Source organism: Pseudomonas sp. IPO3749 (assembly GCF_013386605.1).
GTDB classification, from domain to species: Bacteria; Pseudomonadota; Gammaproteobacteria; order Pseudomonadales; family Pseudomonadaceae; genus Aquipseudomonas; species Aquipseudomonas azotoformans_A.
This window is the reverse complement of the sequence record NZ_JACARN010000020.1, coordinates 83,987-105,015: the sequence shown is the minus strand read 5'-3', so window position 1 is coordinate 105,015 and position 21,029 is coordinate 83,987. Positions and strand designations below refer to the sequence as shown.

The window sequence follows — 21,029 nt, the reverse complement described above, 5'->3', positions numbered from 1 at the left end:
GGGCTGCAATCAGCTCATCTGCATGACGCGGGTCATGGCCTGGTCGTCTTCCTTGGCGCTGTTCATCATCTTGATGTGCAGCTCGAACTGCTTGGAAAGCGCCAGCACTGCGGTCATTTCTTCCACCGCATTGACGTTGCTCGCCTGCAGGAAGCCCGAGGTCAGCGTGACTGTCGCGTCAGCCTGGGCAGGTTGGCCATCCTTGGTGTGGATGGTGCCGTCGAGGCCTTTATTCATGTTCTTCAGGTCCGGCTGGACCAGCTTGATGCGGTCCACTTCCGCCATCACGCGTGGGCCTTCACCCATGGCGCGGATGCTGATGGTGCCATCAGCCCCCACTTCGATTTTCTGCTGGGGCGGCACGGCAATCGGACCACCATTACCCATGATCGGCATACCGTTGCCGGCACGCAGCACGCCCAATGCATCGACGTTCATGCTCGCGCTGCGCACGTAGGCTTCGCTGCCGTCCGGGGTCTGCACGGCCATCCAGCCATTGCCGCTGACGGCAACGTCCAGGTCACGGCCCGTCTCGATCATCGCGCCAGGCGTGAAGTCGGTGGCTGGACGCTCGGTCATGGCAAACGCGCGCGCCGGAAAGCTGTCACCGAACACCGGCATCGAACGCGCCTGCTCCAGGTCACGTTGGAAACCATTGGTGGAAATGTTCGCCAGGTTGTTGGCATGGGCCTTCTGCGCCAGAGCATTCTGGCTGGCGCCGGTCATTGCCACATAAAGGTACTTGTCCACGCTCTTTCCTCTTTCTGACGGACGCTTGCCGCCCACCGCTGTACTGATGAGGCTTAAGCAATTTGCGAACCAACTTTTGAAAACCAGGTAAAACCCAGTCGGGGCGGGGGTTTTCGGCCAGATATAGAGAAGCGTGCCGTTAGGCGGAGTCGGAAAAACGGCGGACTTATGCCGCTTACGGCAAGCTCAGGGCTTGCCGCCCCAGTACCTGCTTCCCGTGATCAAGGCATACCGCAAGGCACGCGAGTTCATCGGCGCCAAATATTCATCTGCACCAACACATTTCAAGTTCAGCAGATTTAACGCCGGTAAGGGGAGACCACTGCGCCGCCAACTACCTGAGTGTTCACCTTGCGTATTAAACCACCGTAAAACTCAACCCTGCACTGAAACATCCAGGTTGATTTACTCACATTTACTTGAAACAACCGCATTGGTAATTCGGCATCCAGCGTATAGATTCCAAACACTCACAGACAGTGAGCCACGCCATCAAACACTGCAGGAGACTTACCTATGTTTTCGATCCATAGCTCCCGATCGCTTTATCAATTTTTTGATATGCAAACAAATCATAACAACCGGCGCTCGGCCTACGAGCAAAGCAGTCAAGGAGACGCAACGGCCAGCTCGAAGCAGGGTCGCGCACCCACTCAAGATCGCTATCAAGGGCCAAGCCCTTACAACACGCCGTTTCGCCAGCAGCGGGAGGAGTACAGCCGCGTTGATTCGGCCCCTAGGCCGCTGAGCCGTTACGCCGACCCAGCCCCTCAAACCGACCACTCCAGGGACGTTGACCAGGATGATTGGCCAGTGGAACTGGATCGTGAACATGCGCATCCAAGCTTGAATGGATCTAAAGAACCCTGGTTCGGTCGTTTCGACTTTCGCGAAAACCCTATAGGTTTCCGTGTTCAAGATCATGACTTTAATCCTGACAACGAAATATCACCCAACAAATCAGCCTACTCGGCAAATCGTCCATCATAAAAAGATACTAATGCCCCAACCTTAACGGGAGCAGGTTGTTACTTTAACAAACTGCTCTCCTTACCTTTCAGACAATCACAACATTCACCTTATATTCAATGAGTACCGCCTGACTTTATAACTTCGTACTCACGTAACTTATTAGCGATCGTCGTGTGAGACACCCCCAGGCGCTTGCCCAGTTGTCGGCTGCTGGGGTGCTCGGCGTACAAGGCTTCCAACACCGCCTTCTCGAATCGACCGACGATCTCTTCCAAGCCGCCCTCCAGGGAAAAATCGCCAAGCGGCTGACGCACGCCATAATCGGGCAGACGAATATGTTCGGCCTTGACCGTCCCGCCGTCACACAACGACACCGCCTGGAACAGCACGTTTTCCAACTGCCGCACGTTGCCCGGCCAGTGGTAGTGGCTCAGGCGGTCCATCGCGGCCGGCGCCAGCTTGGGCAACGGGCAGCCGATCTGGCGACTGGCCTGATCGAGAAAGTGCTCAACCAGCGGCGCAAGCCCGTCGAGACATTCACGCAGCGGTGGAATATGCAGGGACAGCACGTTGAGACGGTGATAGAGGTCCTGGCGGAATTCGCCACGGGCGCACAGCTCGGACAAGTCCACCTGGGTGGCGCAGATCACCCGCACGTCCAGGTAAACCTCTTCATCGCTGCCTACGCGACGGAAGCAACCGTCCTGCAAAAAGCGCAGCAATTTCACCTGCAATCGCGCGCTCATCTCCCCAACTCCATCGAGAAACAACGTACCGCCCGCCGTCAGCTCCAGCAGCCCCAATTTGCCCTCGGCACGCGCACCTTCGAACGCGCCAGGGCCGTAGCCGAACAGCTCGGTCTCGGCCATCGACTCGGGCAGGCCCGCGCAGTTAAGCGCCATCAACGGCGATTGCCCACGCGGGCTGGCCAGGTGGCAGGCGCGTGCCAACAGCTCCTTGCCCGTACCGGTTTCGCCTTCTATTAATAGAGGCGCGTCCAGCGGCGCCATGCGCCGGGCTTCGCGCACCACGGCGGCCATGACCTTGGAACTTTGGAAAATGCTGTCAAAGCCACGCAGTTCCTGCTTGCGCACGTTGTAGATGCGCTCACCGACACGGTCGGCCCGATGCAGGGTCAGCACGGCGCCGGCCATGGCCTCGCTATCGTCATGTTCGGAGGATTGCAGCGGCGCAATGTCCGCCAGGAACACGTCACCCTTGACCTTGACCCGCAGGCCGTTGATCCGCGATTTGCTGGCGCGCACCAGTTCCGGCAAGTCGAAGTCCTCGGCATACCGCGACAACGGAATGCCTGGCACCTCATCCACCCGTACCCCGAGCAGCTGTGCCGCCGCGCGGTTGGCGGCGACGATCGAGCCGCCCATGTCGATCGACAGCACCGGAAATTCCAGGGCGCCAAGCAACGCATTGAGCTCCATATGCCGACGCTCGCTGGGCATCAGCCCTACCCTTTTGACGCCGAATACCCCGGCAATCGCCTCGAACTGCGGGCGCAACGCCTGGAACTGCATGTTCACCAGGTTCGGGCAAAACAGGTAGATGGCATTGCCATGCTCACCGCCCACCTCGCCCTTGGCGACGTTGACACCGTATTCCACCAGCAGGTTGAGAATGTCCCGCAGGATGCCGATGCGGTTCTGGCAATGCACTTTGATACGCATGAAGAGGCCCGAAAAGTGGGGAGGCGCCGCGTCTTTTTGTCGCTGGGCGCAGATAGTCGTCAAGATTATGTGACAGCTTGCGGGCTTTTCCCAGCCCAAGCCAGCGGACAGCCTCACAAGCGTAACGAATACTTTACGGAAACTGGTAAGTTTTCCTACGTAAAAGCGTTTTAAACAGATGGAATCTGGCCGCGCACGGGTTATCAATAAGCGCATCGCAGGACATAACAAGAACGAATGCCTAGCAGGAGAGCCGTATGAAGCAGACGCAGTACGTGGCCCGCGAGCCCGATGCGCAAGGTTTTATCCACTACACGCCGGAAGAACATGCGGTGTGGAACACCCTGATCACTCGCCAGTTGAAAGTGATCGAGGGACGCGCCTGCCAGGAATACCTGGACGGCATCGACAAGCTCGGCCTGCCCCATGACCGCATTCCGCAACTGGGCGAAATCAACACAGTGCTGGCCGAGACCACCGGCTGGCAGGTCGCCCGCGTGCCGGCGCTGATCCCCTTCCAGACTTTTTTCGAATTACTCGCCAACAAGCAGTTTCCTGTGGCGACGTTTATCCGCACCCGCGAAGAACTCGACTATCTGCAAGAACCGGATATTTTTCACGAGATCTTCGGCCACTGCCCGTTGCTGACCAACCCTTGGTTCGCCGAATTCACCCACACCTACGGCAAGCTCGGCCTGGCAGCCACCAAGGAGCAACGCGTGTACCTGGCGCGCCTGTACTGGATGACCATCGAATTCGGCCTGGTGGACACGCCCGCAGGTCGACGCATCTACGGTGGCGGCATTCTGTCGTCGCCCAAGGAGACGGTGTACAGCCTGTCGTCCGAGCCCGAGCATCAAGTGTTCGACCCATTGGAGGCGATGCGCACGCCGTATCGCATCGACATCCTGCAACCTTTGTACTTCGTGCTGCCAGACCTCAAGCGCCTGTTCGAAGTCGCGCAGGAGGACATCATGGGCATGGTGGAACGTGGCATGCAGCTGGGTCTGCACGCACCGAAGTTTCCACCCAAGCCCAAGGCGGCTTGAACCTTACATCTTGAGGCCAGGTGAGTCTGTTCCCTGGCCGCGCGTTGCTTTAGGGTAACGCTACTGATCTTCATACCTTCGAATTCAGGACACCCTCATGACCACCTTGAACCAAGCCCACTGCGAAGCCTGCCGTGCCGATGCCCCGCAAGTCAGCGACGAAGAACTGCCGGTGCTGCTCAAGCAGATCCCCGACTGGAACATCGAAGTCCGCGACGGCGTGATGCAACTGGAAAAGGTTTTCCTGTTCAAAAACTTCAAGTTCGCCCTGGCCTTCACCAACGCCATGGGTGACATCTCTGAAGCCGAAGGCCATCACCCAGGCCTGCTCACCGAGTGGGGCAAGGTCACCGTGACCTGGTGGAGCCATTCCATCAAAGGCCTGCACCGCAACGACTTCATCATGGCCGCGCGCACCGACGAAGTGGCCAAGGACGTCGAGGGCCGCAAGTAATGCATTTCGATGCCATTGGCCGCGTGCCCGGCGACCCGATCCTCGGGCTGATGGACCTGTACGCCCAGGACAGCAACCCGAACAAATTCGACCTGGGCGTGGGCGTCTATAAAGATGACCAGGGCCTGACCCCGATTCCGCACTCGGTGAAGCTGGCCGAGCAGCGCCTGGTGGACACGCAAACCACCAAGACCTACATCGGCGGCCACGGCAATGCGGCGTTCGGCAAGCTGATCAGCGAGCTGGTGCTCGGCGCGGACTCCGCGCTGATCCGCGAACGCCGTGCCGGCGCCACCCAGACCCCGGGCGGCACCGGCGCCTTGCGCCTGAGTGCTGACTTCATTGCGCACAACCTGCCCGGTCGTGGCGTCTGGCTGAGCAACCCGACCTGGCCGATCCACGAAACGATTTTTGCCAAGGCCGGGATCCCGGTGAGTCATTACCCTTACGTGGGTGCTGACAACCGCCTGGATGTGGCAGCGATGCTCGCCACCCTGTCCAGCGTGCCCAAGGGCGACGTGGTGCTGCTGCACGCCTGCTGCCATAACCCGACCGGTTTCGACCTGTCCCAGGACGACTGGCGCCAGGTGCTGCAGATCGTGCGCGAGCGCCAGTTGCTGCCGCTGATCGACTTCGCTTACCAAGGCTTTGGCGATGGTTTGGAGCAGGACGCCTGGGCCGTGCGGTTGTTTGCAGCCGAGCTGCCGGAAGTGCTGATCACCAGTTCCTGCTCGAAGAACTTCGGCCTGTACAGCGACCGCGTCGGCGCGTTGATCGTGTGTGCGGCGGATGCCGAAAAGCTCACGGATGTGCGCAGCCAGTTGGCCAACACGGCGCGTAACCTGTGGTCGACGCCGCCGGACCATGGTGCTGCGGTAGTGGCGACCATCCTGGGGGATACCGAGCTGAAAAAACGCTGGAGCGACGAGGTCGAAGCCATGCGCTCACGGATCGCACACCTGCGTTCGGGCTTGGTGGAGGCGTTGGCGCCCCACGGTCTGTCGGAGCGGTTTGCGCACATCGGGGCGCAGCGCGGGATGTTTTCCTATACCGGCTTGAGTGCCGAGCAGGTGAAGCAACTGCGCGAAAAGCACAGCGTGTATATGGTGAGTTCGGGGCGGGCCAACGTGGCGGGCATTGATGCGACACGCCTGACGTTGCTGGCTCAAGCCATTGCCGATGTCTCCAACTGAAGAAACCGAATCAAAACTGTGGGAGCGGGCTTGCTCGCGAAAGCGGTGTGTCATCCGACACATCAGGTGACTGACCTACCGCATTCGCGAGCAAGCCCGCTCCCACATTTCGACCGAGTCAGACTCTAGCCCGCTACCATCTCTGCCTTGAGCTGCGCCTCTTTGGCCTGCGCATCCGCCAACCGATACAACTCGATGCTCCCATCCCAGTGTTCGATCAACGCCGTGCACGATTCCACCCAATCCCCGCAGTTGAGGTAATCCACCTCGCCCACCTTGCGAATCTCCGCATGGTGGATATGCCCGCAGACCACGCCATGCAACTCGCGCTTGGTCACCTCGTGGGCGATGGCTTCTTCAAAATCACTGATGAAGTTCACCGCTGTCTTGACCTTGTGCTTGAGGTACGCCGACAGCGACCAATAGCCATAACCGTAGCGCGCACGCCAGTGGTTCAGCCAGCGATTCAGCGTGAGGGTGAACTCGTAGGCCGAGTCACCGAGGAACGCCAGCCAGCGGTGGTAGCGGGTGATCACGTCGAACTGATCGCCGTGGATCACCAGCAGATGCCGGCCGTCGGCAGTCACGTGGATTGCTTCGTCGACCAGCTGGATATTGCCCAGGATCAGCTTGGAATAGCGACGCAGGAATTCGTCGTGGTTGCCGGTGACGTAGATCACCTCGGTGCCACGCTTGGCCATGGTCAACAGGCGACGGATCACGTTGGTGTGGGCCTGGGGCCAATACATGCCGCCTCGCAGTTTCCAGCCGTCGATGATGTCACCGACCAGGTAGACCTTGTCAGCGTGATAGCCCTTGAGGAACTGCGACAAATGTTCGGCCTGGCAATCCCGGGTGCCCAGGTGCACATCGGAAATCCACAGGGTACGAACCCGTTGCTTGCGGCTGGGCTTGGCGAACTCGGCACTGGTCATGGGCATCCCTCGACGGTGTTTTCGCGAGCTTGCGCCCTGGCGATTAATAGCCCATGACAACTGTGCGTCAGTCTGATGACAGCGCTCACGGCCCGCAAAGCGTTGTAGACTGCCAGCTTGCCGCCCAGGAGACCGCAATGGGACCCACCCTCACCCTACGCCACTACGTCGAAGCGCCCCTCGCCCACAGCCATGACCATGCGCAGTTGGTGTTCGGCCTGTCCGGGCACCTGGACCTGGAAGTAGACGGCCGTGGCAGCCAGGTGCGCGAAAGCAGCGTGATGGTGCTGCCCTTCTCGGCCCACCATGCGTGCGGCAGTCGCGATGGCAGTCGTTGCCTGGTGCTGGATGTGCCGACGGAGCACTGGGTGCTGCAATCGCTGGGCGAGCATGCCGATGCCAGTCGCCGCCTGCTCGACCAGCCCGCGCGGCTGACCTTGGACTCGCGGCAAAGCCAGCTGGTGCAATGGCTGGCCCACAGCCCGGTGCATGACCCATTGATCGTGCAGCAAGGCGCGGTGCTGTTGCTGGCCAGCCTCAATCATCCGCTGGCCCCACCGCAGCCGGGCCGGCGCCTGCCGTACGCAGCCTTCAATCAACATATCGAGCGGCACGTTGCGCATCCCTTGCAGGTGGCTGACCTGGCGCGTATCGCTGACTTATCGGTGGCGCGCCTGCACGCACGGTTCATGGCCGAATGCGGGCAAACACCGATGGACTACATCCGTAGCCGTCGCCTGCACATGGCCCTGGACCTGTTGCGCAAAACACCGCTGCCTATCGGTGAAATTGCCGATCGCGTCGGTTACGCCTCGCAAAGTGCCTTCGCCGCTGCAATGCTGCGGGAATTTGGCGCCTCGCCGGGTGCTTTAAGGCGTAAGCCGTAGGAAGAGTCTCGCGATAAACATCGCGAGCCGGACGACAGACACCGATGCGGGCCACCCACTAGACTGCGGTTCTGTCACACCAAGACTCAAGGATCGCAATGACTCCCCGCTCAGCCCTCGGCGCCCTGCATATCGGCGCATTGATGTTTGGCCTCACCGGCGTATTCGGCAAACTGGCGGCCGCCTCCCCGGCCATCATCGTTTTTGGTCGCGCCGTGTTTGCCGTGGTAGCCCTGGCGGTATTCGCACGGTTCGCCAGCAGCACCGCCTGGAAAACCCTGGAACTGCGCGACTGGCGCCGACTGCTGGTCAGCGGCGTATTGTTGGCGGCGCACTGGGTGACCTTCTTTATTGCCGTGAAAGTCGCCGGCGTAGCGGTTGCGACCTTGGGCTTCACCGCATTTCCAGCTTTTACCGTGATCCTCGAGGGGCTGATTTTCCGCGAGCGCATCCGCGCCAACGAAGTGGTCCTGGTCGTACTGGTCAGCGTCGGCCTGGTGTTGGTTACCCCGGACTTCAACCTCGCCAGCGAAGCCACCGGCGGGCTGCTCTGGGGCATCGCCTCGGGGTTGCTGTTTTCCCTGCTGTCACTGAATAACCGCGCCAGTTCCGGACGTATCCCGGCGGTGCAGGCAGCGCTGTGCCAGAACGTGGTGGTCGCCGTGTGCTTGTTGCCCGTGGCGGCGCCCGGCCTGACAGAGGTGCGCGCAATCGACTGGTTGTGGATCGGTTTGCTCGGGGTGTTCTGCACCGGCCTGGCCCATAGCCTGTTTGTTGCCAGCCTCGCGGTGATCAAGGCGCGTACCGCTTCGGTGGTGTTCGCCATGGAGCCGGTCTACGGCATCACCGCGGCCTGGCTGCTGTTTGCCGAAACCCCGACGCTGCGCATGCTCTTGGGCGGTGTGTTGATCATCGTCGCGATCGTGCTGTCAGGGTTGATGGGCGGTGCCAGCCAGGCCAAGCAGCCCGCGGCGACGGCCTGATCTATACTTTGAATATCCGCAACAGTCTGCAGTCGTTCAACGGATAACCGACAGCTCGACGACAGCCTGGGTGTGTTCTGAAGTTGCTGCACGCGAGTGGTCACAACCTCAACGCGATGCGGGAGCTTTACCATGGAAATGCTCATCAATTTGTTAGTGCAGATCATCAGCGGCGCCGTCGGCGGCAACATCGCCGGCATGACCAAACAGAGCCTCGGGACCGGGCTCAATACACTGATCGGTGGTGTCGGCGGGCTGGTGCTCGGCCAAGTCGTCGCGGCACTCACGGGCACCTCGGGCGGCGAAGCCCTGGACGTGGCGGCAGTGGGCAGCAACATTGTCGGCGGAGGTGTCGGCGGGCTGGTACTGACGTGGGTGATTGGCTTTATCAAGCAAAAGATGGCGGCCAAATAACCACCGTGTCACCGCCCCACGGGGCGGTGACTTTCACTGGGTGCGGTCGTTATGCCCCAGGTCGCGCTGCGGGTCGATCTGGTCACGTACGCGCTGCTTGAGCACCTTGGCCTCGGGAAAACCGCCGTCCGCCTTGCGCTCCCAAATCTGCACACCGTCGCAAGTGATGCGAAACGCGCCGCCCGTGGCCGGTTCCAGCGACACCTTGCCCAAATCATCAGCAAACGTACTCAGCAGTTCCTGCGCCAACCACGCGGCGCGCAGTAGCCACTGGCACTGGGTGCAATAGGTGATGACGATCTCGGGTTTGATCGAAGACATAATTTGAGAAGCTCCAGGCATAACGGGCTCGGCGGATCGAGTGGCTATAATACCGGCCTTTATCGCCCAGCCTCGAGATTCATGATGCGCCGCCTGCTGTCCTGCCTGTTTCTGTGCCTGCTCCCCCTTATCGCCGACGCCATTGAACCGCCACGCCCGAAGATCGGCCTTGTGCTGTCCGGCGGCGCCGCCCGTGGGCTGGCACATATCGGTGTGCTCAAGGCGCTGGAAGAGCAAGGCATCCAGATCGATGCGATTGCCGGCACCAGCATGGGCGCGGTGATCGGCGGGCTGTACGCGTCGGGCTACAAGATCGACGAGTTGGAAAAACTGGCGCTGAGCATCGACTGGCAACAGGCACTGTCTGACGCACCGCCGCGGGAAGACGTGCCGTTCCGGCGCAAGCAGGATGACCGGGATTTCCTGGTCAAGCAGAAACTCAGCTTTCGCGATGACGGCAGCCTGGGCCTGCCACTGGGCGTGATCCAAGGCCAGAACCTGGCGCTGCTGCTGGAAAGCATGTTCGCCCATAGCAGCAACACGCGTAACTTCGACAAGCTGCCGATCCCCTTCCGCGCGGTGGCGACCGATATCACCACCGGCGAGAAAGTGGTATTCCGCAAGGGCCACCTGCCCCAGGTGATCCGCGCCAGCATGTCGATCCCGGCGGTGTTCGCACCCGTGGAATTGGACGGCCGGCTGCTGGTGGACGGCGGCATGACCGATAACATCCCGCTCGATGTGGCGCGGGACATGGGCGTGGATATCGCCATTGTCGTGGACATCGGCACGCCACTGCGCTCGCGCAAGCAACTGGCGACGGTGGTGGACGTGCTCAACCAGTCGATCACCCTGATGACCCGACGCAACTCCGAAGAACAACTCAAGGACCTGCACCCCAAGGACGTGCTGATCCAGCCACCCCTCGCCGCCTACGGCGTGACCGACTTCGGCCGCGCCAAGGACATGATCGATGCCGGCTATCGCGCCACCCGCGCCCTCGACGCGCGCCTGGCCCACCTGCGCCCCGCCGAGCCGATCGACCCACAACTGGTGGCCGCCCGTACACCCGGCGAACGCACGCCGGTGATCACTGCCATCAACGTGGAGAACGACTCGAAAGTCAGCGACGACGTGATCCGCTACTACATCCGCCAACCCTTGGGCGAACCGCTCAACCTAGGGCGCCTGCAAACCGACATGGGCACCTTGTACGGCCTGGATTACTTCGAGCAGGTGCAATACCGCGTGGTGAAAAAGGGCCAGGACAACACCCTGGTGATCAGCGCGCGCGGCAAACGCAGCGGTACCGACTACCTGCGCCTGGGCCTTAACCTGTCGGATGACATGCGCGGCGACAGCGCGTTCAACCTCGGCGCCAGCTACCGCATGAACGGCATCAACCGCCTCGGCGCCGAATGGCTGACACGGGTACAGATTGGGGATCGACAAGAGCTTTACAGCGAGTTCTACCAGCCGATGGATACGGGCTCACGTTACTTTGTCGCGCCGTATATCAGCGCCCAGGCCCAGAACGTCGAGCTGATCCTGGACAACGACCCCATCTCCGAATATCGCCTGGAACGCTACGGTTTCGGCTTGAACGTCGGACGGCAGATCGGCAACAGCGGCGAAATCCGCTTCGGCGTCGGCGAAGCCTGGGGCAAGGCAGATGTGCGCATTGGCGACCGGGACCTGCCCAGCGTGAGTTTCAGCGAAGGCTTCTATGAACTGAAGTACTCCTTCGACTCCCTGGACAACGTGTACTTCCCCCATACCGGCGAAGACATCGGCCTGGCCTACCGCGAATTCGAACCTGGGCTGGGCTCGGACCAACGCTACCGCCAGTGGGAGTTCAAGCTCGACAAGGCCATGAGCCACGGCCCGGACACCCTGGTGCTGGGCGGGCGTTACGGGCGCACCCTGGATGATTCGGACGTGGTGATTTCCAGCTTCCTGCTGGGTGGTGCGCGGCAGCTGTCGGGCTTCCGCCAGGATGCTATCTCGGGGCAGAACATCAGCCTGATGCGCGCGGTGTACTACCGCAGGCTCACACCGCGTTCGTACCTGCCGCTGGATTTCCCGCTGTACCTGGGCGCGTCACTGGAGCGCGGCCGCGCGTGGAACAATGACAATGAATTCGACAGTGGGTATATCAACGCGGCGAGTATTTTCCTGGGGTTCGATACACCGTTGGGGCCGCTGAATTTCAGCTATGGGTTCAATGATGATAATCAGAAGGCGGTGTATCTGAACCTGGGGCAGACGTTCTGACGACCTGTACAGAACCCTTTTGTGGTGAGCGGGCTTGCCACAGAAAGCCCGCCCGGTGTTTGCTTCAGGACTTTTCCAGATTCGACAGGATGTGCGCATGCACGCGCATGCACACGCTCAAGTCGGCTTCGTCCACGCCTACAAACAGCTCATGGCGCAGGGCGGTGGCAATGGTTTCGATCTGTTCGATCAATGGGCGGGCGGTATCACACAGCAAGATACGCTTGGCACGACGGTCTTCTACCACAGCCTGGCGTTGCACCAAGCCCTGGCCTTCCAGGCTGTCCAGCAAGCGGGCCAATGTCGGCCCTTCAACGCCCACACTCTGCGCGAGCTCACGCTGGGTGGGGGCCTCTTCAAAACGGGCCAGGTGCAGCAGCACCAGCCAGCGCGCCTGTGACAGGCCAAGCCCAGCCAGACGGCGATCCAGCTCGGCGCGCCAACCACGGGACATTTGCGCCAATTGCATGCCAAATCGGTGTTGATCGGTTAACGGCATAAAAAACTCATGTTTTAGACTGAAAATAAAGTGTGGCTAATTATTAGTCAGCTAAGCATGAGCTTTGCCCGTAGGCAAGAGTTGCTATGTACTGATTCGTTACATTGTCGTAATTGGCGCACTAAATTTCGAATTCAGACTGCAAAGCCGCCCGCACGCAGTACAAAACACCTTCAGGAACGCGTCCGGCGAACAGCGGGGCAATCTCCGCCACAGGTGGCAATTCGCCCTCTCCGTCCAGGAAAGCATCCTGGATTTCGCCGAGCAGATCCTCGGGTAAATCAAGGGCTTGCTCCAGCGACAACTGCTGCTTGCTGATGGATTCAGCGAGCAAGGTGTAGACGTTCTTTTCAGAGCATTGCAACTGGCCGGCGATCTGGATCGGAGTCATACCAGCACGTGCCAGGCTGATCAGTTCGTGGCGGATATCGGCGACTTCCTTCGGCGCTTCGGCCTGGCCGCCGAGTACTTCGAGGAAGGCCTGGCCGTAACGCTCCAGCTTGCGCGCGCCCACACCGCTGACCCGCGCCATCTCGGCCATGCTGGTGGGTTGCTCCCGCAGCATCTCCAGCAGCGTGGAGTCGGGGAAAATAACGTACGGCGGCACGCTGTGTTCCTGCGCCAGTTTGCGGCGCAGGGTGCGCAAGGCTTCCCACTGCTCGCGTTCTTCGCCCCGTACAAGCTGGCTGGCCTGGCTGGTGCTGCTCTTGGCAGTGGTCTGCGGCTTGAGGTCGCGGCGCAGCTCCAGGCTGACTTCGCCCTTGAGCAACGGCCGGCAGCTGTCATTCAGGCGCAGGCCGCCATAGCCTTCGATGTCGATGTCCACCAGGCCGCGCGCCACCATCTGCCGGAACAGCGAGCGCCACTCGCCTTCGGCGCGGGCCTTGCCGACACCATAGACCGAGAGTTTTTCGTGGCCGAAGCTGCGCACCTTCTCGTTGTCCTTGCCCAGCAACACATCCACCAAGTGACCGACGCCATAACGCTGGCCTGTGCGATAGATGGCGGACAAACCCTGGCGCGCCGGTTCAGTGGCGTCCCAGGTCTGCACGCCGTCGACGCAGTTGTCGCAATGGCCGCACGGCTCGGGCATGTCTTCGTCAAAATACGCCAGCAAAGTCTGGCGACGGCAGCGGGTCTCTTCACACAGCGAGAGCATGGCGTCGAGTTTGTGCTGTTCCAGCCGCTTGTGGCGCTCGTCGCCCTCGGAGTTCTGCAGCATCTGCTTGAGCATCACCACGTCTTGCAGGCCGTAGACCATCCACGCATCCGCCGGCAAACCGTCACGGCCGGCGCGCCCGGTTTCCTGGTAGTAGGCCTCGAGGGATTTGGGCAGGTCCATGTGCGCAACGAAGCGCACGTTGGATTTGTCGATGCCCATGCCGAACGCGATTGTAGCCACCATGATCAGGCCTTCCTCGTTGAGGAAGCGCTTCTGGTGAGCTGACCGTGTTTCGTTGGGCAGGCCGGCGTGATACGGCAGCGCCGGGTAGCCTTGTTCACAGAGAAACGCGGCCACCTCATCGACCTTCTTGCGCGACAGGCAATAGACGATGCCCGCATCGCTGCGCCGCTCGGAGAGGAACGCCAGCAACTGTTTGCGCGGCTGCTCCTTGGGCACGATACGGTAGAAAATATTCGGTCGGTCAAAGCTCGACAGGAAGCGCTCGGCGTTCTGCAGATGCAGGCGCTCGACGATTTCTTCGCGGGTACGCTTGTCGGCCGTGGCGGTCAGGGCAATGCGCGGCACATCGGGAAACAGCTCTGCCAATTGGCCGAGCTGCAAATACTCGCGACGGAAGTCATGACCCCATTGGGAGACGCAGTGAGCTTCGTCGATGGCAAACAGGGCGATTTCCAGGCTTTGCAAAAAAGCCAGCATGCGCGGCTGCACCAGGCGCTCGGGGGCCAGGTACAGCATCTTCACTTCACCGCGCTTGATCCGCGCGGCCAGGTCGCGCTGCTGCTCGGCACTGAGGGTGGAGTTCAACGACGCGGCGGCGACACCGAGTTCTTCAAGGGTAGCCACCTGGTCGTCCATCAGGGCGATCAGCGGCGACACCACCACGGCCAGGCCATTGCGCAACAGCGCAGGCACCTGGAAGCACAAAGACTTGCCGCCGCCGGTAGGCATCAGGACCAGTGCGTCACCGCCACTGGCCACGCGCTCAATGATCGCACCCTGGCGGCCACGAAAACTGTCGTAGCCGAAGATGTCCTTGAGGACGCGTTGTGCCTGCTCGAGCATGTAAAACTCCAAAATAGTGCCGAAATCCCTCTGTACAGGCTGGCCGAAAAAAACCGCTTTCACGGGAAATAATCCGTAAGCGAAGTTTTCGCGCACTGGCGCTTGGCCTGCAAGGGCATCACAAAACGCGGCAGTATACCCGAGCGTTACCCGCCAAAGGGCGCCACTGACGAACAGCGAGCGCTATCTAAAACCTGGCAAATATGCAGTGCGGCTGGCCTGGGCGCTCAAGAAAGCCTAGAATTCAGCATCGTTTATTCCCAAGGTAGTCCTTCAATGTCCTTCGCTGAGCAACTAACCCGCCTGCAAGCCTTCCTCGACGCCGATGAGCTGCATGACGAGGCGCTGGACTACGTGGCCGCCCACGGCTACCTGACCGCCCTGTCGATCTGCTCCGACGTCGTCCCCGACCGTGAATGGATCGATGCACTGTTCGCCGAAGAGCCGCACTACGCCGATGCTGCCCAACGCGAAGAAATCGAATCCACCCTGCTGGCCCTCAAGGCCCACATCGGTCGCCAACTGGCCTCCGACGAGGAATTCGAGCTGCCATGCGAACTGGACCTGGGCGAAGAACCGGATGACTCCGACCTGCGCGGCTGGTGCATCGGTTTCATGGAAGGCGTTTTCCTGCGCGAAGCCGCCTGGTTCGAAACCGCCGAGGAAGAAGTCAGCGAAATGCTGCTGCCAATCATGGTCGGTTCCGGTCTGTTCGACGACCAGCCTGAATTCGCCGACATCGCCGCCGACGCCAACCTGATGGACGACATGATCGTTCAGATCCCGGAAGCCCTGACCGCGCTGTACCTGCTGTGCAACGCACCTGACGAAAAACCGGCGATCCTCAAGCCACGTCACCACTGAGTCGCTTGCCCGTGACACCCATGGGCAATCGTCCTCTGCTCCTGCGCTACCTGTTGCTGGCCATCGGCTGGCTCAGTGTGGCGTTGGGGGTGATCGGGATTTTCCTGCCGGTATTGCCGACGACACCCTTCCTGCTGCTCGCTGCCGCCTGCTTCGCCCGAAGCTCCCCACGTTTCTACCATTGGCTGGTGCAACACCCACGCCTGGGACCGTGGATCCGTGATTACCTGGATGGCAATGGCATTCCTCTCAAAGCCAAGGTCTACGCCATCGGCTTGATGTGGCTGAGTATCGGCGTGTCCTGTTACCTGGTGCCACTGCCGTGGGCGCGGGGTTTCATGCTGACCAGTGCGGTGCTGGTGACTATTTACATCCTGCGCCAGAAAACCCTGCCACCCCGTTAGGCCGCGACATCACGTCGCGCTCAGACCTTGGTCGACACTGACTAACCCCAAGCATTCTGCGAGACTGTCCAACCGGGCCTGGAATGCCCGGGTGTTCTTATGCGCGGAGTTACCATGACGTTGTCCAGCGGGCTGATCGCCGCCGTTGCCCTGGCCTATATGGCCATTATGTTTGCCATCGCCTTCTACGGTGATCGCCGCCGTGCGCCGCTGCCGCCGCGTATGCGTGCCTGGGTGTACAGCCTGTCGCTGGCCGTTTACTGCACCAGTTGGACATTCTTCGGCGCCGTAGGCCAGGCCGCCGAACAGTTGTGGGCGTTTTTACCGATCTACCTGGGACCGGTGTTGTTGCTGGTGTTGGCACCTTGGGTGCTGCAGAAGATGATCCTGATCAGCAAGCAGGAAAACATCACCTCCATCGCCGACTTTATTGCGGCGCGCTACGGCAAGTCCCAATCCCTCGCCGTGGTGGTCGCTCTGATCTGCCTGGTCGGCGTGTTGCCTTACATCGCCCTGCAACTTAAAGGCATCGTATTGGGCGTCAACCTGCTGATCGGCGCTGGCGCCGACACCACCGGCACCCGAGCTCAGGACACGGCGCTGATCGTGTCGCTGGTGCTGGCGCTGTTCACCATTGTGTTTGGTACGCGCAACCTCGATGCCACGGAACACCACCGGGGCATGGTGCTGGCGATTGCCTTTGAATCTCTGGTCAAACTGTTCGCGTTTCTGGCGGTCGGCGCGTTTGTGACCTACGGGCTGTACGACGGTTTCGGTGATCTGTTCAGCCAGGCCATGCTCGCCCCCCGCCTGGATGAATACTGGAAAGAGACCGTCAACTGGCCCTCCATGGTGGTGCAGACCGGCGTGGCCATGATGGCGATCATCTGCCTGCCCCGGCAGTTCCATGTCACGGTGGTGGAAAACATCGATCCCCAGGACCTGCGCCTGGCCAAGTGGGTGTTTCCCGCCTATCTGATTCTTGCCGCACTGTTTGTAGTACCGATCGCCCTGGGCGGCAAGATGATGCTGCCCAGCTCGGTACTGCCGGACTCCTACGTCATCAGCCTGCCCATGGCCGAAGCGCATCCGGCACTGGCCGTGCTGGCCTTTATCGGCGGCGCGTCGGCTGCGACCGGCATGGTCATCGTGGCGAGCATCGCCCTGTCGACCATGGTCTCCAACGACATGCTGCTGCCCTGGCTGCTGCGTCGCTCCAGCGCCGAGCGGCCGTTCGAAGTGTTCCGCCACTGGATGCTCTCGGTACGCCGCGTAAGCATCGTGATCATTCTGTTGCTGGCCTACGTCAGCTATCGCCTGCTGGGCTCCACCGCGAGCCTGGCGACCATCGGCCAGATCGCCTTTGCCGCCGTGACCCAACTGGCTCCCGCCATGCTCGGTGCGTTGTATTGGAAACAAGCCAACCGACGCGGTGTGTTTGCCGGACTGGCAGCCGGTACTTTCCTGTGGTTCTACACCTTGGTCCTACCGGTGACGGCGAAAAGCCTGGGCTGGTCCCTCAGCCTCTTCCCAGGGCTGACGTGGATGCATTCCCACCCGCTCGGGTTGTCCGTCACCTCATTGACCTTGGGTACCGTGTTTTCCCTGGCCGGTAACTTCACGCTGTTTGTGTGGGTGTCGATGCTGTCGCGCACGCGCGTGTCCGAACACTGGCAAGCCGGGCGTTTCATCGGCCAGGAAATCAGCCAACGTGCCAGCGCCCGTTCGATGTTGTCGGTGCAGATCAGCGACTTGCTCAGCCTGGCGGCGCGCTTTGTCGGTGAAGAACGCGCCCAGCAAAGTTTTATCCGTTTCGCCTATCGCCAGGGCAAAGGCTTCAACCCCAACCAGAATGCCGACAACGATTGGATTGCCCACACCGAGCGATTATTGGCCGGCGTGCTGGGCGCCTCGTCGACACGCGCGGTGGTAAAAGCCGCCATCGAAGGTCGGGAAATGCAGCTGGAGGACGTAGTCCGCATCGCTGACGAAGCGTCGGAGGTGCTGCAATTCAACCGCGCGTTGCTGCAAGGCGCCATCGAGAACATCACCCAGGGCATCAGCGTGGTCGACCAGTCCCTCAAGCTGGTGGCCTGGAACCGGCGTTATCTGGAGCTGTTCAATTACCCGGACGGGCTGATCAGCGTTGGCCGACCGATTGCCGACATCATCCGCTACAACGCCGAACGCGGGCTGTGCGGGCCGGGGGAGGCCGAAGTGCACGTGGCGCGACGCCTGCACTGGATGCGCCAAGGCCGCGCGCACACGTCCGAACGTTTATTCCCCAATGGGCGGGTGATCGAGTTGATCGGTAACCCGATGCCGGGCGGCGGTTTTGTCATGAGCTTCACTGACATTACCGCTTTCCGCGAAGCCGAGCAGGCACTCACCGAGGCCAACGAAGGCCTGGAACAACGGGTGACCGAGCGCACCCATGAACTGTCCCAACTTAATGTGGCACTCACCGACGCCAAGGGCGTGGCCGAGTCCGCCAGCCAGTCGAAGACCCGTTTTCTGGCGGCCGTCAGCCATGACTTGATGCAACCTTTGAATGCTGCGCGCCTGTTTTCCGCCGCCCTCTCCCACCAGAACGACGGCCTCTCCACCGAAGCCCGGCAACTGGTGCAACACCTGGACAGCTCGTTGCGCTCCGCCGAAGACCTGATCAGCGACCTGCTGGATATCTCGCGCCTGGAAAACGGCAAGATCAATCCGCAGCGCCAGCCCTTTGCACTCAACGAACTGTTCGACACCTTGGGCGCGGAGTTCAAGGCGCTGGCCCAGGAGCAAGGTTTGCGTTTCCGCCTGCGCGGCAGTCGTTTGCGCGTCGACAGCGATATCAAGTTGCTGCGGCGCATCCTGCAGAATTTTCTCACCAACGCTTTCCGTTATGCCGACGGCCCGGTGCTGCTTGGCGTACGCCGACGCAAGGGCGAGCTGTGCCTGGAAGTGTGGGACCGTGGCCCCGGCATCCCATTGGATAAACAGAAGGTGATCTTCGAAGAATTCAAACGCCTGGACAGCCACCAGACCCGCGCGGAGAAAGGCCTGGGGCTGGGCCTGGCAATCGCCGATGGCTTGTGCCGCGTACTCGGTCATCGGTTGAGCGTACGCTCGTGGCCAGGCAAAGGCAGCGTATTCAGCGTGCGCGTGCCGTTGGCGCGCAACCAGGCCAGCCCGCAGGTCAAGACGCCACAGGAAACCGGCCTGCCGTTGAGCGGCGCACAGGTGCTGTGTGTGGATAACGAAGAGAGCATCCTGATCGGCATGCGCAGCCTGTTGACCCGCTGGGGCTGCGAAGTGTGGACCGCCACCGACCAGGCGCAATGCGCGGCGTTGCTTGCCGACGGCGTGCGTCCGCAGCTGGCCCTGGTGGACTACCATCTGGACCATGGCGAAACCGGGACTGAGCTGATGGGGTGGCTGCGCGCACAACTGGCCGAGCCGATTCCCGGCGTGGTGATCAGCGCCGACGGCCGCCCGGAGATGGTGGCCGAAGTGCATGCGGCGGGGTTGGATTACCTGGCCAAGCCAGTCAAGCCGGCGGCATTGCGGGCGTTGCTGAGTCGACATTTACCGCTGTAAATGGTTTGTACTCGGTCTAATGTGGGAGCGGGCTTGCTCGCGAATGCGGTGGATCAGTCAGCACATGCATTGACTGACGCACCGCATTCGCGAGCAAGCCCGCTCCCACATTTTTGGTCTGTGTTTATTCAGGTAGATGGGCCACACCGTCTGAATCAGTCATCGCCCGCTCCAGCAAATCCGCCGGCAGGCTTTTACTCGCCCGCGCCCCCAGCAACCTCAACTGCTCGGTGCGGCTGACCAGATTTCCGCGTCCATCTGTCAGCTTGTTCCGCGCCGCGCTGTAAGCCTTATCCAACTGCTGCAAACGGTTACCCACTTCATCCAGGTCCTGGATAAACAGCACGAACTTGTCGTACAGCCAACCGGCGCGCTCGGCGATTTCCCGGGCGTTCTGGCTCTGGCGTTCTTGTTTCCACAGGCTGTCGATCACGCGCAGGGTCGCGAGCAAGGTGGTTGGGCTGACGATCACGATATGACGGTCGAACGCTTCCTGAAACAGGTTGGGCTCAGCCTGCAACGCAGCGGAAAATGCCGCTTCGATCGGCACGAACAGCAACACGAAATCCAGGCTGTGCAGGCCTTCCAGCCGTTTGTAATCCTTGCCAGCCAAGCCTTTGACGTGGTTTCGCAGCGACAGTACGTGCTGCTTCAGGGCCGCCTGGCCGATCACTTCATCGTCTGCTGCCACATACTGTTGATAAGCGGTGAGGCTGACCTTGGAGTCCACCACCACCTGCTTGTCGCCGGGCAACATGATCAGCACGTCGGGCTGGAAACGCTCGCCGTCCGGGCCCTTGAGACTGACTTGGGTCTGATACTCACGGCCCTTCTCCAGCCCGGCGTGCTCCAGCACCCGCTCAAGGATCAGCTCACCCCAGTTGCCTTGGGTTTTCTGGCCCTTGAGCGCGCGGGTCAGATTGGTGGCTTCGTCCGACAGACGCAGGTTCAACTGCTGTAGGCGCTCCAGCTCCTTGGCCAGAGAAAAACGCTCACGCGCCTCGTTCTGGTAGCTTTCTTCCACGCGCTTTTCGAAGGACTGGATGCGCTCCTTCAGCGGGTCGAGCAATTGACCCAGGCGCTCCTGGCTGGTTTCGGCGAAGCGCTGTTCACGCTCGTCGAAGATCTTGCCGGCCAACTCGGCGAACTGCGCACGCAGCTCATCACGCGAGCCTTGCAGGTCGGTGAGGCGTTGTTGATGACTGTCCTGTTGTTCACGCAGTTCGGCGCGCAGAGCGGCCGACAAGGCATCGAGGCGGCGTAGCTCGACTTCCTTGGCGCTGCGGTCGAGGTTCCAGGCGTGGGCGGCGTCGCGGGCATTGTCACGGTCGATCTGCAGCAACTCGACTTCGCGACGCACAGCGGCCAGGTCAGCCTGCTTGGCGGCGTTGGCCTGGCTCAAGTCGCTGATCTCGTCGCGGCTGGCATCCAGCTGAGCGGCCAGACCTTCCTGGGCCAGCTGTGCAGTGGCCAGGCGCTCCTCGAGCAGTTCCCAGCCGGTCATGCGTGCGCTCA

At 61.1% G+C, this 21,029-nt stretch carries 18 protein-coding genes; 11 read left to right on the top strand and 7 right to left on the bottom strand.

Features of this window, described 5'->3' with window-relative positions:
• Positions 1–9: 9 nt before the first annotated feature.
• A complete protein-coding gene (locus HX812_RS10785) occupies positions 10–750 on the bottom strand; it encodes a flagellar basal body rod protein FlgF (RefSeq protein ID WP_038847726.1) in 741 nt (246 codons plus the stop codon).
• A 516-nt stretch (positions 751–1,266) separates the two neighbouring features.
• On the opposite strand from HX812_RS10785, the gene HX812_RS10780 reads away from it, so the two are divergent.
• Entirely contained in the window at positions 1,267–1,740 is a 474-nt protein-coding gene (locus HX812_RS10780; protein ID WP_152514731.1) for a hypothetical protein, read from the top strand.
• A 95-nt stretch (positions 1,741–1,835) separates the two neighbouring features.
• Here the strand turns inward: HX812_RS10780 and HX812_RS10775 are convergent, their stop codons facing one another.
• Positions 1,836–3,404 carry a sigma-54-dependent phenylalanine hydroxylase transcriptional regulator PhhR gene (locus tag HX812_RS10775; RefSeq protein ID WP_038847722.1) on the bottom strand — a complete coding sequence of 523 codons (1,569 nt, stop codon included), beginning with the start codon at positions 3,402–3,404 and terminating at the stop codon, positions 1,836–1,838.
• A gap of 257 nt (positions 3,405–3,661) precedes the next feature.
• On the opposite strand from HX812_RS10775, the gene phhA reads away from it, so the two are divergent.
• From phhA to HX812_RS10760, 3 genes are all read left to right on the top strand, one after another.
• Positions 3,662–4,453 carry a phenylalanine 4-monooxygenase gene (gene phhA / locus HX812_RS10770; protein ID WP_038847721.1) on the top strand — a complete coding sequence of 264 codons (792 nt, stop codon included), beginning with the start codon at positions 3,662–3,664 and terminating at the stop codon, positions 4,451–4,453.
• Positions 4,454–4,550: 97 nt separating this feature from the next.
• On the top strand, positions 4,551–4,907 hold the full coding sequence (locus HX812_RS10765) for a 4a-hydroxytetrahydrobiopterin dehydratase (RefSeq protein WP_038847720.1): 357 nt from the start codon (positions 4,551–4,553) through the stop codon (positions 4,905–4,907).
• Positions 4,907–6,100: an amino acid aminotransferase gene (locus HX812_RS10760; protein ID WP_038847719.1), complete on the top strand. Its 1,194-nt coding sequence runs from the start codon at positions 4,907–4,909 to the stop codon at positions 6,098–6,100. Before HX812_RS10765 ends, HX812_RS10760 begins: the two co-directional genes overlap by 1 nt.
• Before the next feature lie 125 nt (positions 6,101–6,225).
• On the opposite strand, the gene HX812_RS10755 is transcribed toward HX812_RS10760, so the two are convergent.
• A complete protein-coding gene (locus tag HX812_RS10755; RefSeq protein WP_033900731.1) occupies positions 6,226–7,035 on the bottom strand; it encodes a UDP-2,3-diacylglucosamine diphosphatase in 810 nt (269 codons plus the stop codon).
• 137 nt (positions 7,036–7,172) lie between these two features.
• On the opposite strand from HX812_RS10755, the gene HX812_RS10750 reads away from it, so the two are divergent.
• The 3 genes from HX812_RS10750 (at position 7,173) to HX812_RS10740 (ending at position 9,319) form a co-directional block, all read left to right on the top strand.
• Entirely contained in the window at positions 7,173–7,922 is a 750-nt protein-coding gene (locus HX812_RS10750) for an AraC family transcriptional regulator (protein WP_038849166.1), read from the top strand.
• Positions 7,923–8,020: 98 nt separating this feature from the next.
• Entirely contained in the window at positions 8,021–8,905 is an 885-nt protein-coding gene (locus HX812_RS10745) for a DMT family transporter (protein WP_038849164.1), read from the top strand.
• A gap of 132 nt (positions 8,906–9,037) precedes the next feature.
• The gene (locus HX812_RS10740; RefSeq protein WP_016976544.1) at positions 9,038–9,319 is read left to right on the top strand and encodes a hypothetical protein; all 282 of its coding nucleotides are present in this window, start codon (positions 9,038–9,040) and stop codon (positions 9,317–9,319) included.
• A 33-nt stretch (positions 9,320–9,352) separates the two neighbouring features.
• On the opposite strand, the gene HX812_RS10735 is transcribed toward HX812_RS10740, so the two are convergent.
• Entirely contained in the window at positions 9,353–9,640 is a 288-nt protein-coding gene (locus tag HX812_RS10735) for a SelT/SelW/SelH family protein (RefSeq protein ID WP_038849162.1), read from the bottom strand.
• Between the two features lie 84 nt (positions 9,641–9,724).
• Here HX812_RS10735 and HX812_RS10730 point away from each other — a divergent pair, with 84 nt between their 5' ends.
• A complete protein-coding gene (locus HX812_RS10730; protein ID WP_038849159.1) occupies positions 9,725–11,914 on the top strand; it encodes a patatin-like phospholipase family protein in 2,190 nt (729 codons plus the stop codon).
• A 64-nt stretch (positions 11,915–11,978) separates the two neighbouring features.
• On the opposite strand, the gene HX812_RS10725 is transcribed toward HX812_RS10730, so the two are convergent.
• Together HX812_RS10725 and recQ are read right to left on the bottom strand one after the other, a co-directional pair.
• The gene (locus HX812_RS10725; RefSeq protein WP_010208708.1) at positions 11,979–12,413 is read right to left on the bottom strand and encodes a MarR family transcriptional regulator; all 435 of its coding nucleotides are present in this window, start codon (positions 12,411–12,413) and stop codon (positions 11,979–11,981) included.
• A 121-nt stretch (positions 12,414–12,534) separates the two neighbouring features.
• Positions 12,535–14,661, bottom strand: a complete 2,127-nt coding sequence (gene recQ, locus HX812_RS10720) for a DNA helicase RecQ (RefSeq protein WP_038849157.1) — start codon at positions 14,659–14,661, stop codon at positions 12,535–12,537.
• 276 nt (positions 14,662–14,937) lie between these two features.
• Between recQ and HX812_RS10715 the strand changes: the two genes are divergently transcribed.
• The 3 genes from HX812_RS10715 to HX812_RS10705 all read left to right on the top strand — a co-directional run bounded on the left by HX812_RS10715 (position 14,938) and on the right by HX812_RS10705 (position 19,514).
• Entirely contained in the window at positions 14,938–15,525 is a 588-nt protein-coding gene (locus tag HX812_RS10715) for a YecA family protein (RefSeq protein ID WP_028617351.1), read from the top strand.
• 20 nt (positions 15,526–15,545) lie between these two features.
• The gene (locus HX812_RS10710; RefSeq protein ID WP_038849156.1) at positions 15,546–15,929 is read left to right on the top strand and encodes a YbaN family protein; all 384 of its coding nucleotides are present in this window, start codon (positions 15,546–15,548) and stop codon (positions 15,927–15,929) included.
• Between the two features lie 114 nt (positions 15,930–16,043).
• Complete coding sequence (locus HX812_RS10705) at positions 16,044–19,514, top strand: PAS domain-containing hybrid sensor histidine kinase/response regulator (protein ID WP_038849154.1); 3,471 nt, start codon at positions 16,044–16,046, stop codon at positions 19,512–19,514.
• A 124-nt stretch (positions 19,515–19,638) separates the two neighbouring features.
• On the opposite strand, the gene rmuC is transcribed toward HX812_RS10705, so the two are convergent.
• Positions 19,639–21,003, bottom strand: a complete 1,365-nt coding sequence (gene rmuC, locus HX812_RS10700) for a DNA recombination protein RmuC (protein ID WP_177112173.1) — start codon at positions 21,001–21,003, stop codon at positions 19,639–19,641.
• Between the last annotated feature and the right edge of the window lie 26 nt (positions 21,004–21,029).

Excerpts from the sequence above, each read along its gene's own strand:
- HX812_RS10780 (WP_152514731.1), top strand. The coding sequence starts at position 1,267 with ATGTTTTCGATCCATAGCTCCCGATCGCTTTATCAATTTTTTGATATG.
- HX812_RS10775 (WP_038847722.1), bottom strand. The coding sequence starts at position 3,404 with ATGCGTATCAAAGTGCATTGCCAGAACCGCATCGGCATCCTGCGGGAC.
- phhA (WP_038847721.1), top strand. The coding sequence starts at position 3,662 with ATGAAGCAGACGCAGTACGTGGCCCGCGAGCCCGATGCGCAAGGTTTT.
- HX812_RS10765 (WP_038847720.1), top strand. The coding sequence starts at position 4,551 with ATGACCACCTTGAACCAAGCCCACTGCGAAGCCTGCCGTGCCGATGCC.
- HX812_RS10760 (WP_038847719.1), top strand. The coding sequence starts at position 4,907 with ATGCATTTCGATGCCATTGGCCGCGTGCCCGGCGACCCGATCCTCGGG.
- HX812_RS10755 (WP_033900731.1), bottom strand. The coding sequence starts at position 7,035 with ATGACCAGTGCCGAGTTCGCCAAGCCCAGCCGCAAGCAACGGGTTCGT.
- HX812_RS10750 (WP_038849166.1), top strand. The coding sequence starts at position 7,173 with ATGGGACCCACCCTCACCCTACGCCACTACGTCGAAGCGCCCCTCGCC.
- HX812_RS10745 (WP_038849164.1), top strand. The coding sequence starts at position 8,021 with ATGACTCCCCGCTCAGCCCTCGGCGCCCTGCATATCGGCGCATTGATG.
- HX812_RS10740 (WP_016976544.1), top strand. The coding sequence starts at position 9,038 with ATGGAAATGCTCATCAATTTGTTAGTGCAGATCATCAGCGGCGCCGTC.
- HX812_RS10735 (WP_038849162.1), bottom strand. The coding sequence starts at position 9,640 with ATGTCTTCGATCAAACCCGAGATCGTCATCACCTATTGCACCCAGTGC.
- HX812_RS10730 (WP_038849159.1), top strand. The coding sequence starts at position 9,725 with ATGCGCCGCCTGCTGTCCTGCCTGTTTCTGTGCCTGCTCCCCCTTATC.
- HX812_RS10725 (WP_010208708.1), bottom strand. The coding sequence starts at position 12,413 with ATGCCGTTAACCGATCAACACCGATTTGGCATGCAATTGGCGCAAATG.
- recQ (WP_038849157.1), bottom strand. The coding sequence starts at position 14,661 with ATGCTCGAGCAGGCACAACGCGTCCTCAAGGACATCTTCGGCTACGAC.
- HX812_RS10715 (WP_028617351.1), top strand. The coding sequence starts at position 14,938 with ATGTCCTTCGCTGAGCAACTAACCCGCCTGCAAGCCTTCCTCGACGCC.
- HX812_RS10710 (WP_038849156.1), top strand. The coding sequence starts at position 15,546 with ATGGGCAATCGTCCTCTGCTCCTGCGCTACCTGTTGCTGGCCATCGGC.
- HX812_RS10705 (WP_038849154.1), top strand. The coding sequence starts at position 16,044 with ATGACGTTGTCCAGCGGGCTGATCGCCGCCGTTGCCCTGGCCTATATG.